The sequence below is a fragment of the Nocardia sp. NPDC059195 genome, assembly GCF_042754695.1.
Taxonomy (GTDB): Bacteria; Actinomycetota; Actinomycetes; order Mycobacteriales; family Mycobacteriaceae; genus Nocardia.
The window spans coordinates 1-16,380 of record NZ_JBHZBG010000021.1; the positions used below are offsets into that span (position 1 = coordinate 1).

Below are 16,380 nucleotides of genomic sequence, written 5' to 3' on the forward strand. Positions count from 1 at the left end.
AACTTAGCTCAGACAACCCGCCGGAAGCAAATCCGACCGGAGTTCCTCTGAACACATGATCAGTCAGGCGCTCAACGTCCTACCTCGTGTCTCACTCGCTTGGCGGCTGAGTCGGTGTCCGTGTCGCTCTGACTCGAATAAAGTTACGTGTCGACATTTGTAATGTCAAATCCCCTAGTCAGGGGATATTTTCGCAGTGTTCATGTATGAAAGGGCCTATGGCGGGCGAACATAGCGGGAAGCGTCGGCGGTTGCGTCGCATCGCGCGGGCCGGACTTGTCGTGGCGGGTGGCCTCGTGTTGGTGACGGCCGGGGCAAACATAGCGATGTGGATTTTGTCCTCAGGCCATAGAAGTGATGTGGCGGCCGCGCCCAGCGCACCCGTCGTGATCATCCCGGGTGCCAGGGTCGCGCCGGACGGAACTCCGATGGCTTATCTACGCGGACGTCTCGATGTCGCGATCGAGTTGGTCGAAGCGGGCAAGGCCAAGACGATTCTGCTGTCCGGGGATGCCGGCGGCTCGTCGGGCGACGAGATCGCGTCGATGAGGCGCTATCTACTCGGCCACGGCATCGACCCGGCCATTATTCGGTCAGATGGTGCTGGACTGTCCACCCGGGAGACGTGTGAGCGGGCGAGGTCGATGTTCGGCGTCGACCGGGCGATCATCGTGAGCCAGTATCAGCATCTCCCCCGCGCGGTGGCACTGTGCCGGGCAGCGGGTATCGAGGCCGACGGGGTGGTCGCCTATTGCGACTGCAGGCGGGTCACCGAGGTACGCAACAACGTTCGTGAATGGCTTGCAGCACCGAAGGCCGTGGCGGAGATGCTGCTGCGCTGACTGCGGGTCGGGACCATAGGTAGGCGGCGAAACGTCGCCACCTCGGAGGATGCACCGAACGTTGCAGGCTCGACCAGCGCGGGCGTGTCGAACCCACGCGCGAGCGCTCGGCCGCGACCATGGACAGATCCTCACCGTTGAGCTCACCGAGCACGAACTGGTCTGCGGCGTGGGCCAAGTCGTCCATGACCCCAGCGTGCGCGGCGCGAGGTCGACGGGTCAAAGGGTTTTCCCAGCTGAAGGTCGAGGTTTCCGGGCAGTCAGGGTGGTCAACCCTGGTCGTCGGTATGTACTGCGCTGATCGAGGAGGACGAGTGGGCATCATCAAGACAGCTGCGATTGCGTTGGCTGTGGTCGCCGGGGCTGTGGTCGGGGCGGGTTCCGCTGCGGCGGAGCCGGAGCCGAAGGAGAACATCTTCATCGATATCAACGTGCTCGGGTGCTCGTTCGGGGCCGGGTTGGGTGGGGATGTGCTGGTGGCTCTCGGCGGTGGTAGCGGGTCGGGCGCACTGGTTTCGAGTTCGCTGGCGGGGCGGTTGCGGGCGGCGGGGTGCTTGCCGCGGCTGTAGGACCAGCACCGATGGTCTCGCCACGGCAGGCGGGACCGTCGGGGTGGCGTGCTAGAGGGATCCGGATCGCGTACCGTGATCGGGGTTGTCTGCAATGATGTCCGACCGGATTGGGGTGCATCGTGGGCGGTTCCGAGCACGCCGCGCGGCTCGTGCGTTTCTGGCAGACCGTGGAGTTGTTCGGTCCGCAGCTTGTGCCCGATGTCGAGACCGACGCAGCGGTGATCGATCTCGCGGCGGATGAGCTCGCGCCGTGGGAGAACCTCGCCGCGCTGCCCGCGTTGAAGTCGGGGCGGGTGTGGCAGTTCGTCGTGTACGGCGGGTTGTTCGAAGTGGGTCGCGCGCGAGAAGCGCTGGTGCGGACATTCGGCGAGGATCAGCTAGAGGCCGACGCTCGACGCGCCGGGACCACAGCGGCTTTCGCGGTGACGCTCACCGACAGCGGCGTGGTTGTCGGTGGCTCGGCGACGTTGTCGGGGTTGGCATGGGTCGTGAATCGGTTGCGAGCGCCGGGCCCCGGCGATAGCGGCTGGGCCGACGGGTTCGACCATGATTCGGCGGCGTTCACTGCCGCGCTCGACACGCTCACACGAGAGACGCAGCCGGACAACGAGCACATGGGTCCGGCGCCGCGGTGGCGTGCGCTTGATATGGCCGGTCGTGGTGTTGCCGCTTCGTTGATCGCGGCGGGTGCGGATGGGGTTATCTCGCCGGGGCTTGCCGGAATGTCGGCGTTGGCCTTCGCCGAACGGTTCGCCACCGGGGGTGATGAGGACATTGTCGAGGAGCCCCGGCTGACCGGTCGCGACCTGCACACTTTCACCGGCGAACTGTGTGCCGCGCTGGGCATTCGATCGGAACTGCGGGCCGGTGGTGTGCGGGTGGCGTGCGTCCAGGTCGCGGCGCGTGATGCGGACAGCGATGCCGCCGAGGATCGGCTCAACAGTGGGCTCGGGCCGGATCTGGCGGAGCTCGCGAAGGCGGTGGAACGCGGCGATATCGGAGCGGCGCTGCGGGACTACCTCACGGCGGCGGAAGCGCTTCCTGTCGATGACCGGATCGATGTGCGTCGGAGACAGGATGCGGTAGTCGAAGGGCTACTCCCCCAACTCGTTCCGGACGGTCGCTGGCCGGGCGATCCGCTGGTGTCGGGACAGCAGTTCGCGGTCGACCGTGCGCTGTCCGAATTGCGCGACGGTGCCGGGATTTTCGCCGTGCACGGCGCGCCCGGCACCGGAACGACGACGATGCTGCGAGACCTGCTCGCCGGGATTCTGGTCGAGCGAGCCGCTCAGCTGGCGGCTTTCGATGATCCGATGGCGGTGTTCGCTGGAGTCACCGAGCAGGTGCAGGTGGCCAAGAACTACACGGTGGGCGCGCACCGATTGGCGAACAGCGTGACCGGGTTCGAAGTGGTACTGGCGACGGGCAGCGATGCCACCGCTGCCGAAGTGGTCGCCGAGATCCAGCATCGTGGCGCGATCGACGGCGAGCTCAATCACTTCACCGAACTGGCCGAACTCGTCGGCGGTGCACCCGCTTGGGGATTGGTCGCCGCGGCACTGGGCGAAACGCGACGGACGTTCGCCGAACAGTTCTGGTTCGGCGATCGGTTCGCCGCCGAGCGAAAGAGCGGGACACCGAACGGTGGGATGCTCGACATCCTCAAGCAGGCCGAGGCCGACCCGGATTCGATTCCGGATTGGCCGACCGCGGTGCGGGACTTCACCATTCGCCGCGCCGAGGTACGCAGGCTCGCGCAAGTGCGGCAGGACGTCGCCGATGCGGTTGCCGACCTGCCCACCATGAACGCGGGGTTGCAGTCGACGGCGGCTGAGATCGCCAATGCCGATGACGCACATGCACATTGGCGGGAACGTCATCAGCTGGCCACCGAAAATCTGCGCGTCGCTCAGGCCGCGCATCATCGGGCTGGCAAGTTCCTGAGCGAGCACGGTGGGCGCAAGCCCGGGTTCGTTGCGTCGCTGTCGACGGGGTTCCGGGCGGGGCGGCGGTGGAGTGCCCGCAGCAATGAGTTGCTGCGGGAACGACATATCGCCGAGGCGGATATGCGGCGTCGCCAGACCGAGGTGGAATACACGCGGGAACAGTGGGCCGAGGCAGCCGAGCACGGACGCACGCTGATTCGCGAGCACGTCGAGTTGACGGAGCGGCGGGCGGCGGCGCTGGATGTTATCGAGCGTGGGCGCGAGAACTGGTCGCGGACAATACCGTTCGGCGATGTCGCGGGTGACGACGAGCAGTTCCAGCTGTGCAATCCGTGGGCGGACGAACAGTACGCGAGCGCGCGGCGTGAGCTGTTCCTGTCGGCGTTGAAGCTGCATCGCGCGTTCTTGCTGAACGCGGCGCCGCGGGTTCGCGACAATCTGATCGTCGCTATCGCGTTGATCCGTGGTGAGCTCGCGGCCGCGCCGAGGCCGGAGACCGTCGTGGCGGCCTGGCAGACGCTGTTCTTCGCGGTGCCGATGATCACGACGACCTTCACCGCGCTGCCTCGGTTGTTCGCCGGGCTGGGCTCGCAGGCGCTCGGATGGTTGTTTGTTGACGATGCGGGGCAGGCTGCGCCGCAGTCGGTGGCCGGCGGGTTGTGGCGGGCCCGGCGGGCGGTAATCGTCGGTGATCACCGTCAGCTGGGACCTGTTGGCACACTGCCCACTTCGGCGCAGGAAGCGTTGGTGCAGCAGTACGGGCTCGACGCGGAGTGGATGCCGGATCAGGCGTCGGCGCGCCAGGCGGCGGATCGCGGGGTGCGGTACGGGACGTGGTTGATGCCATCGGATTCGGTCGCGCCGGTGTGGGTCGGCACGCCGTTGCGCGTCCATCGCCGCAGTGACAGGCCGATTTTCGAGCTCACGCATCACATTGCCTATGACGATGATCTGCTGGTATTCGGCACGCCGGATCGGCCGGAGTTTCCCGGACACGATAGGTGGATCGATGTCCGATCCGTACGGGCCGAAGGCAATTGGATTCCCGGTGAAGGTGAAGCGCTCGCCGCACTGCTCGCGCGGGTGACCGAGGACGGGGTGGCCGCGGCCGATATCCGTGTGGTCAGCCCGTTCCGTGATGTCGCCGATGGCGCGCAGGAGGTCGCGCGCGAGGTGCTCGGTGCGGAGTTCGCGGAGCGGCAAGTGGGGACTGTCCATGCGATGCACGGCAATTCGGCCGAGGTTGTGGTGCTGATCTTGGGGACATCGCCCGCCGCGGGCGGGTCGCGACGGTGGGCGGCGACGAATCCGAATGTGCTCAACGCGGCGGTGTCGCGCGCTCGGCGGCGGGTTTACGTGATCGGCAACTACCGATTGTGGAGCAGCCAGCGGTATTTCGACGACCTCGCCAGGCGCTGGACGGTCGAGACCGAGCAGCTGGCCGATCAGACCGTGAGCCGGTAGAAGCGCCAGAATCCGAAGTCCTCGATCGGGAGGATGTCCACGGCGGTGAAACCGGCCTTGTCGGCGTACTCCCCCAGCTTCGCGGTGCGCATGACTGTGCCGGTGCCTGCGGAGTCGGGGTGCGCCATACCGTCGGGCAGGCAGACCAGCAGGCTGAACCCGTACATCAGACGGTCGATATCGCTTGCGGGTGTGGTGAATTCCGGGGCGACAGCCTCATCCATGATGATCACCGCGCCGCCGGGGCGCAGCGCCTTGCGCATCGAGGTCAGCACCTCGACAGGGTGTGGCATGTCGTGCAGGCATTCGAAGGCGAACAACGCGTCGTAGGTGGATTCGGGGAGGTCGGTGGCGGCGTCGGCCTGGTGGAAGCGGACGCGGTTGCCGAGGTCGGCGGCGTTTTCGCAGGCCATCCGCACCGAGGGCTGGTCGATGTCGTAGCCGTCGACAGTCAGCTCGGGGTAGGCGCGGGCCAGCGCGATCGTGGACCAGCCGCCGCCGGAGCCGATGTCGGCCGCCTTGGCATCCGGGCGCGAAAGCAGTGCGTGGACGTCGGCGACACCGGCCAGGTCGGTGGCGAGGCGTTGTTCGAACCAGGGGCGGTTCATGTCCGACTGTGATTCGCGCATGTCGGCGCCGTATTCGGACCAGCCGACTCCACCGCCGTCGCGATAAGCGCGTACGAGCGCGGGCATCTGGGCGGCAGCGCCCGCCAGCATACGAGCAAGTGGCGCAAGGTAATTGAGACTTCTCGGGTCGGTGAGGACTTCCGCGGGGCCGACCGGCAGCGCGAACCGCCCGTCCGCGGTCACCGTCAGAATCTCGGTCGCCGCCTGCTGCTCGAGCCACTCCTGCGCGTACCGACGATCCCCACCCGCCCGCGCGATCAACTCACCCGCATCGGCGGGCCCACCGGCAGCCAACGCCCGATACCAGCCGAGCCGATCCCCGAGATGCACCGCGAGAACGTCGATCGCCCCGAGCGCCGCCCCGAACAACCGCTCGGCGAACTCCTCACTGGTCTGCTCCGCTCCGCTCACCGGTCGTCCTCCTGTTGATGCGACACGAATCGGCGCCGACCCGCTGCTACGGATTACGGGTCGGCGCGCCGAAAGGTTCAGCAGCAGGTCAGGGTGGCTACGGTGAGTCGAACAGGAGGCCGCCGGAGTCCACGGTGGTGCCGATGGTGTCGGTGTGGATCGAGTCCTTGGCGGAGTCCATCACCACGACGGGGCAGATGACCGAGTAGCCGGTGGCGGCGATTTCGGTCGGGTCGAAGGTGACGATGGGGGCGCCCGCTTCTACCGTGTCGCCTTCGGTGGCGAGGAGTTCGAAGCCTTCGCCCTTCAGTTTCACCGTGTCGATGCCGAGGTGAACGAGGACGCCGACGCCGTGGCCGAGGATGACGAAGGCGTGGGGGTGGAGTTTGAGGATCTTGCCGGCGATGGGGGCCGTCACCATGAGCGGGCCGCGGGTGCGGTCGGGGTCGAGCGCTACGCCGGAGCCGACGATTTGTTCGGCGAAGACCTGATCGGGGACTTCGGACAGGGCCACGACCTTGCCGGGGAGGGGGGCGATGACCGGAATGCTCAAAGGATGTCCTCGATGTCGTCGGCCAAGGTGTCGGCTTCCGGGCCGACGACGACCTGTACGACCGAGCCCGACTTGAGCACACCGTGCGCGCCCGCGGCCTTGAGCGCGGCCTCGTCGACCTTGCTTCCGTCCTTCACTTCGGTGCGCAACCGGGTGATGCAGGCCTCGATCTCGACGATGTTGTCCGCGCCGCCGAGGCCGGCGACGATCGCTTCCGCTTTGGACATATGTTCTCCCTTTCCGCGGTGGTTGCCAGTACCAGTATGGGAGTCTCGAATGTGCGCCACATCATATTCAGCGGTTGACATCCGACCGCCACCTGGTCAAACTGGCAACTGGTTATGACCGGACAGTACCCGTCAGGGATACCGGTTCACAACAGTTAACCCGGATCGGCGGGCAAGCCGGTCCTCCCTCGCCGAGACCGCCGGGAAGCCGGCACGAAGAAGGTCGACATGACTGCCGTTACCGACACCCCTCAACAAGAATCGAAGGTGTTCGCGGGATTGCAGCGCCTCGGTCGCAGCCTCATGCTGCCGATCGCGGTGCTCCCCGCGGCGGGCATCCTGCTGCGCGTCGGCCAGGACGATCTCCTCGGTCGTTTCTCCGCGCTGGAGAGCACCGCTTCGGTCATCTCGGCGGCCGGGCAGGCCGTATTCACCTGGCTGCCGCTGATCTTCGCGGTCGGCATCGCGATCGGCTGGGCCAAGAAGGCCGACGGGTCGACCGCGCTGGCGGCGGTGGTCGGTTACATGGTGATCGACGGCGTGTTCAAGGCGATGTCACCGATCGTGCTCGAGGGAAAGACCGACCCGAAGGGCGCGCAGGCGCTGATCAACTACGGCGTCCTCGGCGGCATCGTGATGGGTCTGCTGTCGGCCATTCTGTGGCAGCGGTTCTATCGCACGAAGCTGCCCGATTTCCTCGGCTTCTTCAACGGCAGGCGGCTGGTGCCGATCCTGACCGCGGTCACCGGCTTGGTCGTCGGCGTCGGCATGGCGTTCCTGTATCCGGCGTTCAACTCCGCGCTCACCTGGGTGGGTGAGACCGTCGCGGACAACTCGGTGGTCGGTGGCGGTATCTACGGCGCGGCCAACCGGCTGCTCATCCCGACCGGTCTGCACCACATCCTGAACTCCACGGTCTGGTTCCTCGTCGGCGATTACACCGATGCCTCCGGCCAGCTCGTGCGCGGCGACCTCAACCGCTTCTTCGCCGGTGATTCGAGCGCGGGCACGTTCATGACGGGTTTCTTCCCGATCATGATGTTCGCGCTGCCCGCTGCCGCGCTTGCCATTTGGCGCAACGCGCGTCCGTCGCAGAAGAAGCTGGTCGGCGGCATCATGCTGTCCACCGGTCTGACCGCGTTCGTCACCGGCATCACTGAGCCGCTGGAGTTCTCGTTCATGTTCGTGGCGTGGCCGCTGTATGTGGTGCACGCGCTCTTGACGGGTACGTCGATGGCGCTGGTGAACGCGCTCGGTATCCATGATGGATTCACGTTCTCCGCGGGTGCGATCGACTATCTGCTGAACTTCGGCAAGGCGACCGACGCGTGGATGCTGATCCCGATCGGGCTCGGATACGCGGTGATCTACTACGTGCTCTTCAGCTTCGTGATCAAGAAGTGGAACCTGCGGACCCCGGGTCGCGAGGCGGAAACCGATGTCGAGGTCGGCGCGCCCGACGCGGCCGTGGTCGCAGCGGAGGCTGCCGTCACCGCCACGGAAGATACTCGAACCGATGCACCATCGGTAGCCGAAGTCGAAACGAAGTTGGACAAGAAGCTGGAAGGTGAGTGAGGCCATGACAACCCGCACCGTCATCGTCGGATCCGAGGTGGGGCTGCACGCGCGGCCCGCCGCGAGACTCACCAAGGCCGTGCAGGCCGCGGGGGTGCCGGTGCGGATTTCGGTGGGAGGTGGCGAACCGGTCGACGCGGCCAGCGTGCTCGCGGTGATGACGCTGGGCGCGGGCCACGGCGCCGAGGTGACCCTGTATGCCGAGGGCGCCGACGCGGTGCTGGACCAGCTGGCCGAACTCATCGCCTCGGATCTGGACGCCGCCTGATGCCCGAACAGGTGATCCGTGGCCTCGGCGTGAGTCCGGGTGTGGTGTGCGCGCCCTGGATGCGGTTCGGATCGCAGCTCGAGACCTCGGCGCAGGATCCGGTCGGCGGCACTGTCGCCGAGGAGCTGGCGCGGGTCGAGGATGCGCTCGGTGGCGTGTCCGAGGAGATGGCTGCCAGGGCCGCACGCGTGAGTGGTGTCGCATCGGAGATCCTGTCGATGTCGGCGACGATGGCCCGGGATCCGGGCATCGTCGCCGCCACAGAGAAGGAACTGGCGGCCGGGATGCCGACGGCGCACGCGGTGCACCTCGCGTTCGAGGGGTTCTGCGCGAAGCTGGAAGCGCTCGGCGGGTACATGGCCGAGCGGGCGACCGATCTGCGCGATATCGGCGGGCGGACCGTCGCGGTGCTGCTCGGGCTGCCGATGCCGGGCATTCCGGAGCCGGGGTATCCGTTCGTGCTGGTCGCGCGGGACCTCGCACCCGCCGATACGGCGATGCTGGGTGACAGCGATGTGGTCGGGTTGCTCACCACCGAGGGCGGCCCGACCAGCCACACCGCGATTCTCGCGAAGTCCCTCGCCTTGCCCGCGGTGGTGAACTGTCCCGATACCGATCGGCTCGTCGATGATGCGCCGGTGTTGCTCGACGGCACGACCGGCGAGGTCGTGATCGATCCGAGTCCTGAGCATCAGCGGGCCGCTGTCGAGCAGGCCGCGGCGGACAAGGCGCGAATCGCGGCGGCCAGTGGGCCCGGGCATACCGCTGACGGGACGCCGGTGAATCTGCTGGTGAATATCGGCACCGTCGATGACGCGGTGAAAGCGGGACCGGTCGACAGTGAGGGCGTGGGACTGTTCCGCACCGAGTTCATGTATCTCGGGAAGGCGTCCGCGCCGTCGCTGGACGAACAGACCGCTTCGTACACAGCGGTTCTCGAACAGTTCGCCGGACGACGAGTGGTGGTGCGGACCCTCGATGCCGGGTCGGACAAGCCGCTGCCGTTTCTCGATCTCGGTACCGAGGAGAATCCGGCACTCGGGGTGCGTGGGTTGCGGATCGGCACGGTGTTTCCGGAGACTCTCGCCACGCAGCTCACGGCGCTTGCCCGGGCGCGCGAGGCGACCGGGGCCGACCTGTGGGTGATGGCGCCGATGGTCGCCACCGCGGACGAGGCTGCCGGATTCGCCGCGCTCGCACGGGAATCCGGATTGACGAAGGTCGGCGCGATGATCGAGATCCCGGCGGCCGCCCTGCGTGCCGTCGATCTGCTCGCGCATCTCGACTTCGTGAGCATCGGCACCAACGATCTGAGCCAGTACACGTGTGCGGTGGATCGGATGGCGGGTGGGCTCGCACATCTGCTCGATCCGTGGCAGCCCGCGGTGCTGGATCTGATCGCGATGGTCGGGGCGGCCGGTACGGCGGCTGGAAAATCAGTGGGAGTGTGTGGTGAGGCCGCGTCGGATCCGACGTTGGCGCCGGTGCTGGTGGGGCTCGGAGTGACGAGTTTGTCGATGTCGGTGCCCGCGTTGCCCGCAGTGCGGGCGGCATTGGCCGCCGTGGATATGCAGCGGTGCCAGGATGCCGCGGATGCGGCGTGCGCGGCACAGAATCCACAGGTGGGGCGCGAGGCGGTCGCGGCGATCATCGGGCGGGCGTGAAAAAGGTTGTTGTGGACGCGGTCCGGCCGACGGTCGGATCGTGGTGTGGTGTCCGGCGACGGTTCTCGATCGTTGCCGGTAGGAGGAAGGTTTCGTGGTGATGGGTTTTGTGCGCGGGCGACTCGTCGGGGCGGCGGTGGGTGAAATCGCCGACGGTGTCGTCGAATTCGACGGGGGTCTGATCACCTGGGTCGGTGCGGCCACACATCATCCCGCGCCCGAACGGCTTCCGGCACCGCGCGATGATCTGGTACTTCCGGGCCTGATCGATCTGCACTGCCACGGTGGCGCCGGGTTCGGGTTTCCCAATGCCGATGCGCGGGGGGCTCGGGTTGCGGCGGCGCATCATCGGGAGCACGGCACTACCGGGTTGATGGGGAGCTTGGTGTCGGATCAACCGGACGTGCTGGTCGCGCAGGCGGCGATGCTGGCAGGTCTTGTCGAGGACGGGGCGTTGCTCGGGGTGCATCTCGAGGGGCCGTTCATCAATGCGAGCCGGTGTGGAGCCCAGGATCCCGCGGCGATCATTCCCGGCGATCCCGCGTTGTTCGAGCGGATCTACGCGGCAGCACGCGGCACTGTGCGGTCGATGACGCTGGCTCCCGAGACCGCGTATTTCGATGAGCTGCTGGCCGCGATGCGCCGACACGATGTGCTGCCGAGCCTCGGGCACACCGATGCCGACGCTGCGACCACGGCGGCGCGTATCGCCGAGGCTCGTGGAGGGCCGATCACCGCAACCCACCTGTTCAACGGGATGCCTGCCCTGCACCACCGCTGCCCCGGACCCGTCGCCGCCTGCTTGGCCGCGGCCGGGCGTGGCGAGATGGTGGTCGAATTGATCGCGGACGGTGTGCATTTGGCGCCTGAGACGGTGGTGATGGTCTTCGACATCGTGGGGCCGGATCAGATCGCGCTGGTGTCGGATGCGATGGCGGCGGCGGGCATGAGCGACGGCGACTACCGGCTCGGTGCGCTCGATGTTCAGGTCCACGACGGTGTCGCCCGGCTCGCCACTGCCGGCGGTTCGCCCGGGGCGATCGCGGGCGGCACGGCTCGGCTCGTCGATGTGCTGCGCTGGACCGTCCACGACGCGGGCATACCGCTGTCCGACGCGGTCACCTCCGCGACACGTACCCCTGCTCGCGTACTCGGCCTCGAGGGCGAACGCGGCAGCCTCACCGTCGGTGCACGTGCCGACATTCTTGTCACCGACCAGTCATTGCGGCCGCGGCGGGTGTTCGTCGCCGGAACGGAAGGAATCTGATGGAAATCGTGATCCGGGCTGATGAAAACGAGGTGGCGAGCACGGTCGCCGATATCGTCGGCGGCTATGTGACAGGCGGGAACGCGATCCTCGGCTTGGCGACCGGGTCGTCGCCGCTGGGGAGTTATCAGGAGCTGGCGCGCCGGTACCGCGAAGGTGAGCTGGACTTCTCGACCGCGAGCGCCTTTCTGCTCGACGAGTACGTCGGTTTGCCGAAAGATCATCCGCAGTCGTACTTTTCGGTGATCAGGTCCGAGTTCGTCGACCATGTGAACCTGGATCCCGCGCGGGTGCTGAGCCCGAACGGGGAGGCCGGTGATGTCGCGGGTGAAGGTCGACGGTATGACGCGGCCATCGCCGCGGCGGGTGGGGTCGACGTGCAACTGCTGGGGATCGGCACCGACGGGCATATCGGATTCAACGAGCCCGGTTCGGCCTTGACCTCGCGCACGCGGGTGAAGACGCTCACCGAGCAGACCCGCAAGGACAATGCGCGCTTTTTCGACGGGCCGGAGGATGTGCCGCATCACGTGCTCACCCAAGGTCTCGGCACGATCAACGAAGCTGGTCACCTGGTGATGATCGCGCTCGGCGCGGGCAAGGCCGATGCGATCGCCGCCGCCGCCGAAGGGCCGTTGTCGGCGTTCTGCCCGGCCTCGGTCATGCAGTGGCATCGTCATGTCACGGTGGTGATCGACGAAGCCGCGGCGAGCAAGTTGAAGTTGGCCGATTACTACAAGTACGCGCTGGCGAACAAGCCCGCCTGGCAGTCGTTCTGACGTGACCGCGCTCGAGTTCGCGGTGCAGGACGTGGCGGGTGCGCTCGGCGCTCGCCGCGTCGGGGCGGATCGGGTGGAATTGTGTGCGGCGCTGGGCAGTACGGGCGGGCTGACGCCGAGTATCGGGACCATCGAGGCCGTGGTGGGAACCGGGATTCCCGTCCACGTGCTGATCCGGTGCCGGGCCGGGGGTTTCGTGTATACCGATACCGACGAGCTCGCGGTGATGAATGCTGATGCGCGAGCGGCAGTTTCGGCCGGTGCTTCCGGTCTGGTGGTGGGTGCGCTCACTCCTGACCACCAGGTCGACGTCGAGGGAGTACGCCGTGTTCTCGACGGTATCGATGACATAGAGCTGACCTTTCATCGTGGGATAGATCAGATCCGCGACCGCGCGGCCGCTCTGGAAACCTTGATAACCGGTGGTATGACCAGGGTGCTCACCTCCGGTGGGGCAGCCACCTGCGCCGAGGGTCTCGATGAACTCGCCGCGATGGTCGATCACGCGGCAGGGCGCATCCAGATCATGGCGGGCGGCGGGATCGCCGTCGGCGACATCCCGGCACTGCATCGGGTCGGCGTCAGCGGGATCCATCTGTCGGCCCGACGCGTCATCGCCGACGACGGCGGGCCCGGCGGGGGCGGCAAGTCCGGCCACGAACAACTGGACGAGGAGCTCGCAGGCGCCGCCGCCCGTCAGCTGCTCGCGGTAGACCGGCCGAATCGACAGCCGCCCGGCTGAGACGCCAACACCGCCGTCAGCTAGTCGTTTCAGGCGCGCTCGGCGAGAATCAGTTCTGCTTCGCCGGGATCGCAGTCGAAGGCTGCTCGTACTGCCGCAAGGGCCTTTTCGTGTTCGCCTGCCGCGACCAACTGGTCGATGTCTGACCACTGATCGGTGGGCGGCGCTACCGACGGGTCGAGGCGGCGGTCTAGGCGTTCCCACATGCGGGCCACGGTGGGGTCGTCGGAGAGTAAGCCGCCGAGGTGTGCCTTGAAGGTGGGGTGTTCGGTGCGGTACATGCCCATCCAGCTGCTGGCGGGCGGGCTGGCCTCGGCATTGGCGGTGCGGTCGGCGAGTTTGAGGATCACGGCCCTGGGGTGGGCAGCGATCTTGGTGTAGGCGTTCTGGTTTCGTGCCTTGCGGTCGGGGCCGATGCCGGTGACCGCCCACACCAGATCGAGAACCTCACGGCCGAAACGCGATTCGACATCCTCGGCCGTGACCGGGGTGTCTTCGACGACGTCGTGGAGCCAGGCCGCGAGGCCGAGTTCGCCGCCGTAGCCGAAGTCGTCGAGGACACCCCGAACGGCTGTCAAGTGGGTGATGTAGGGATGTTCGCCGTAGCGCTGGTCGCCGTGCGCCGCGAGGGCGAACTCCCGCGCTTCGATTTCGCGCTGATCGAACTCCATGCCGCACCCCCGTGCTCGATTGGTGATCGTGTCGTGATCGACCCTAGCCGAGGGCACCGACAGGTTGCCGAGATCAGTGGTGGGCGACCGGTTTCACTGCGGTCAGGATGCCCGTCTGGTCACGGCTCTGGGTATAGGTGAGATCGGTGAAGCCGACCGCCTCGACCTGACCGGCGTAGTGGCGGATATCGGCGTCGGCGAACGGATCGCCACCGCGGCCGAGCAACAGCGAGAGCACTTTCCGCATCCGGGGCGACGGTGACGCGTCGGCGAGCAGGAGTCGTCCACCCGGCCGCACTACTCGCCACATCTCGGCGATCGCGGCGTCACGCTGCGACTCGGGGATGTGGTGCATGACGAAAGTACAGGTGACAACATCGAATTCGGCATCGGTCAAGGGCAGCGACTGCGCCGGGCCGACCACGTAGCGATAGCGCGCGGCGCGATCCCGGTCGCTGTTGTCGGCGACCGCCGTGGCCGAGGGGTCGACGCCGACGGCAGCACCGCTCGGTCCGACCGCTTCGCCGAGCGCCCGGACGAGTTTGCCGGGACCACAACCGATATCGAGTGCACGCGCACCAAGGCGCGCGCCGGAGAGCGTGACGAATTCGGCGAGCAGACGGCGATGCCTGCCGAGGAAGAACACCGAGGTGAACAGGTTGTATCGACGCAGGCCTGCGATGACGAGGCCCGTGTCGGCGTCATTGACGAACATGGGGGTGAGAAGCTGATTTCGGGACATGAGTTCATGGTCGGGCGCCGCCGCGCACGTCACCAGGAGCAGAATCGCCCGCGGTGTCCGTTATCGAACAGATCCGGGGAAACTGTGCAGGAGGAATCGATGGCCGAGCACCCTGACCGACGGGTTCGACGCACCAGGGACACGCTGCACAAGGCGTTGATCGAGCTGATGATCGAGCGCGGCTACGACAAGGTGACCGTCAGCGACATCATCGCCCGCGCCGACGTGGGGCGGTCCACCTTCTACGCGCACTACCGCGACAAGGACGACCTACTGCTCGTGAGCTGCACCGAATTCCTGCGCCGCGAGATCATCCGCACGACCACTCCCGGTTCCCCGCTCGCGCCGTTACGCGTGATGTTCCATCTCGCCGCGCAGTATCCCGAGGTGTATCGCCCGCTGATCGGGCCGAAAGCGACCGCCACCGTCGTCCGCGCCTACCAGCAGTGTGTCGCCGAACTGGTCGGTGAGCTCCTCGGCGAGCAGCCCGCCGGCACGATCGCGTTCCTGTCCTGGGGGCTGCTCGGCGTGCTCGGCACGGTGATCGAGCCGACCGAGCCGATACCGCCCACGCAGGCGTGGCAACGGTTCGAAACGCTCGCGCTGTCCGGCCTCAGTGGGTCCGGCGGCTCAGGTCCGGCCACGGTGGGCGGCGCAGAATCGCCAGCGCCGCAATGACTCCGGTGAGCAAGCCGATCCATTCGCCGAGCTGAGCGATGCGATTGGCGTCCGTCGCGGGCGTCCAGTGCGCACGTCCGGAGTGGATGACGAACAGCCCGATCGGACGCGGGTGCCACAGGAGACCACCGCTGCGAGAGACGGTGATGATGATCGTTCCGTCCGCTGTGTCGATCGGCTGACCGAACACCATCGGTGGCTCGGACACCAGCTGTTCGAGGCGATCCCTGATCGTCATCGCGTCCCCATCCCGTCGTACGACAATGCCGTCGAAGATACGCGCCTCGAGTACCTCCTGTCGGCTGCCATGATGGTGAGTGTCAAACCCATGGTGAAAGGTGTACCGATGCGGGAGCAGACACTATCGACACAGTGGTCACGATCGTTGGGACTGCGAGTGCCGGTGGTGAACGCGCCGATGGGCGGCGCGGCCGGTGGACAGCTCGCCGCGGCGGTGAGCGCGGCGGGCGGGCTCGGGATGATCGGGATGGGTAGTGCGGGGTCGGTGGTGGCCTTGCGTCGCGAGCTGGCTGTGGCCGGTGTGCCGGACGGGATCGGGCTCGTCGACTGGGTCCGCGCCCGCGAAACCGGGCTCCTGGATGCCGCGATCGCCGCAGGTCCACGGATCATCTCGGTCAGTTTCGGCACTGATTTCTCCTGGGTGCCGCAGGTGCAGGCGGCGGGCATCCTCGCCGTGACCCAGGTGTACGACGCGCCCGGCGCCCACCGCGCTCAGGACGCGGGTATCGACGTTCTCGTCGCGCGCGGCAGCGAAGGCGGTGGTCACGGGGCCGACCGGCTGGCCTTGCTGCCGCTGCTCGACGCCGTCCTCGATATCGCGACCGTCCCGGTCCTGGCCGCCGGTGGTATCGGCTCCGGGCGCACGCTCGCGGCCGTCCTCGCGGCGGGAGCGGCGGGAGCATGGCTCGGGACCTGTCTGGCCGCCGCGGAGGAATCACTGCTGCCCGAATCCGCCCGCCTGGCGATGCTCGCCGCGAACTCCAGCAGCACCACCGTCACCACCGCTTTCGACGAGGCACTCGATCTGCCGTGGCCACCGATTTATCCGGCGCGCGTCCTGCGCAACGAGTTCACCGATCCGTGGTCGCGGCCCGAAGCCGACGACCTCCCCGACGCCGAACGTCTTCGCGCGGCGATCGCGGTCGACGATCCCAGGCTCGCACCCGTTGACGCTGGTCAGGGCGTCGGTTTGGTGACCCATATCGAGCCTGCTGCCACCGTGATCGACCGCCTGTGCGGAGACGCGGCCGAGCTTCTGGCATCACGTCATACGTAGTCGAATCCGCGACCTCGCGAGGTCGGCGGTTGCAAAAATATGTAGATCGGTCT

Annotated in this window: 17 protein-coding genes; 11 read left to right on the forward strand and 6 right to left on the reverse strand. The window is 67.1% G+C overall.

Annotated features, from left to right (window positions below):
- The first annotated feature begins 326 nt into the window (after positions 1 to 326).
- The 3 genes from ACFXKN_RS23645 (at position 327) to ACFXKN_RS23655 (ending at position 4,824) form a co-directional block, all read left to right on the forward strand.
- A complete protein-coding gene (locus ACFXKN_RS23645) occupies positions 327 to 842 on the forward strand; it encodes a vancomycin high temperature exclusion protein (protein WP_379433884.1) in 516 nt (171 codons plus the stop codon).
- Positions 843 to 1,156: 314 nt separating this feature from the next.
- Complete coding sequence (locus ACFXKN_RS23650) at positions 1,157 to 1,411, forward strand: hypothetical protein (RefSeq protein WP_378973899.1); 255 nt, start codon at positions 1,157 to 1,159, stop codon at positions 1,409 to 1,411.
- Between the two features lie 122 nt (positions 1,412 to 1,533).
- Positions 1,534 to 4,824, forward strand: a complete 3,291-nt coding sequence (locus tag ACFXKN_RS23655) for a DEAD/DEAH box helicase (protein ID WP_379433835.1) — start codon at positions 1,534 to 1,536, stop codon at positions 4,822 to 4,824.
- Here the strand turns inward: ACFXKN_RS23655 and ACFXKN_RS23660 are convergent.
- The 3 genes from ACFXKN_RS23660 to ACFXKN_RS23670 all read right to left on the reverse strand — a co-directional run bounded on the left by ACFXKN_RS23660 (position 4,806) and on the right by ACFXKN_RS23670 (position 6,644).
- Entirely contained in the window at positions 4,806 to 5,864 is a 1,059-nt protein-coding gene (locus ACFXKN_RS23660; protein ID WP_379433836.1) for a class I SAM-dependent methyltransferase, read from the reverse strand. The two genes, ACFXKN_RS23655 and ACFXKN_RS23660, sit on opposite strands and share 19 nt — an antisense overlap.
- A 97-nt stretch (positions 5,865 to 5,961) precedes the next feature.
- A complete protein-coding gene (locus ACFXKN_RS23665; RefSeq protein ID WP_379433837.1) occupies positions 5,962 to 6,417 on the reverse strand; it encodes a PTS glucose transporter subunit IIA in 456 nt (151 codons plus the stop codon).
- On the reverse strand, positions 6,414 to 6,644 hold the full coding sequence (locus ACFXKN_RS23670; RefSeq protein ID WP_056821036.1) for a glucose PTS transporter subunit EIIB: 231 nt from the start codon (positions 6,642 to 6,644) through the stop codon (positions 6,414 to 6,416). Before ACFXKN_RS23670 ends, ACFXKN_RS23665 begins: the two co-directional genes overlap by 4 nt.
- A 228-nt stretch (positions 6,645 to 6,872) precedes the next feature.
- Between ACFXKN_RS23670 and ACFXKN_RS23675 the strand changes: the two genes are divergently transcribed.
- The 6 genes from ACFXKN_RS23675 (at position 6,873) to ACFXKN_RS23700 (ending at position 12,939) form a co-directional block, all read left to right on the forward strand.
- The gene (locus tag ACFXKN_RS23675) at positions 6,873 to 8,219 is read left to right on the forward strand and encodes a PTS transporter subunit EIIC (protein WP_379433838.1); all 1,347 of its coding nucleotides are present in this window, start codon (positions 6,873 to 6,875) and stop codon (positions 8,217 to 8,219) included.
- A gap of 4 nt (positions 8,220 to 8,223) precedes the next feature.
- Positions 8,224 to 8,487, forward strand: coding sequence for an HPr family phosphocarrier protein (locus ACFXKN_RS23680; protein ID WP_378973925.1), 264 nt, complete (start codon positions 8,224 to 8,226; stop codon positions 8,485 to 8,487).
- Positions 8,487 to 10,151 carry a phosphoenolpyruvate--protein phosphotransferase gene (gene ptsP / locus ACFXKN_RS23685; protein WP_379433839.1) on the forward strand — a complete coding sequence of 555 codons (1,665 nt, stop codon included), beginning with the start codon at positions 8,487 to 8,489 and terminating at the stop codon, positions 10,149 to 10,151. The genes ACFXKN_RS23680 and ptsP overlap by 1 nt, the downstream gene beginning before the upstream one ends.
- A 100-nt stretch (positions 10,152 to 10,251) precedes the next feature.
- Positions 10,252 to 11,418, forward strand: a complete 1,167-nt coding sequence (locus ACFXKN_RS23690) for an N-acetylglucosamine-6-phosphate deacetylase (protein ID WP_379433840.1) — start codon at positions 10,252 to 10,254, stop codon at positions 11,416 to 11,418.
- On the forward strand, positions 11,418 to 12,197 hold the full coding sequence (gene nagB, locus ACFXKN_RS23695; protein WP_379433841.1) for a glucosamine-6-phosphate deaminase: 780 nt from the start codon (positions 11,418 to 11,420) through the stop codon (positions 12,195 to 12,197). Before ACFXKN_RS23690 ends, nagB begins: the two co-directional genes overlap by 1 nt.
- A 1-nt stretch (position 12,198) precedes the next feature.
- Positions 12,199 to 12,939: a copper homeostasis protein CutC gene (locus ACFXKN_RS23700; protein ID WP_379433842.1), complete on the forward strand. Its 741-nt coding sequence runs from the start codon at positions 12,199 to 12,201 to the stop codon at positions 12,937 to 12,939.
- A 29-nt stretch (positions 12,940 to 12,968) separates the two neighbouring features.
- Here the strand turns inward: ACFXKN_RS23700 and ACFXKN_RS23705 are convergent, their stop codons facing one another.
- Both ACFXKN_RS23705 and ACFXKN_RS23710 read right to left on the reverse strand, forming a co-directional pair.
- Complete coding sequence (locus ACFXKN_RS23705) at positions 12,969 to 13,610, reverse strand: HD domain-containing protein (protein WP_379433843.1); 642 nt, start codon at positions 13,608 to 13,610, stop codon at positions 12,969 to 12,971.
- Positions 13,611 to 13,683: 73 nt separating this feature from the next.
- Positions 13,684 to 14,352, reverse strand: a complete 669-nt coding sequence (locus ACFXKN_RS23710) for a class I SAM-dependent methyltransferase (protein WP_379433844.1) — start codon at positions 14,350 to 14,352, stop codon at positions 13,684 to 13,686.
- Positions 14,353 to 14,451: 99 nt separating this feature from the next.
- On the opposite strand from ACFXKN_RS23710, the gene ACFXKN_RS23715 reads away from it, so the two are divergent.
- Positions 14,452 to 15,030 (forward strand): TetR/AcrR family transcriptional regulator, encoded by a 579-nt coding sequence (locus ACFXKN_RS23715; RefSeq protein WP_378973958.1) that lies wholly within the window; start codon positions 14,452 to 14,454, stop codon positions 15,028 to 15,030.
- Here ACFXKN_RS23715 and ACFXKN_RS23720 read toward each other — a convergent pair.
- Complete coding sequence (locus ACFXKN_RS23720; RefSeq protein WP_378973961.1) at positions 14,966 to 15,268, reverse strand: hypothetical protein; 303 nt, start codon at positions 15,266 to 15,268, stop codon at positions 14,966 to 14,968. The two genes, ACFXKN_RS23715 and ACFXKN_RS23720, sit on opposite strands and share 65 nt — an antisense overlap.
- A gap of 108 nt (positions 15,269 to 15,376) precedes the next feature.
- On the opposite strand from ACFXKN_RS23720, the gene ACFXKN_RS23725 reads away from it, so the two are divergent.
- Positions 15,377 to 16,327 (forward strand): NAD(P)H-dependent flavin oxidoreductase, encoded by a 951-nt coding sequence (locus ACFXKN_RS23725; RefSeq protein WP_378973966.1) that lies wholly within the window; start codon positions 15,377 to 15,379, stop codon positions 16,325 to 16,327.
- Positions 16,328 to 16,380 lie beyond the last annotated feature (53 nt).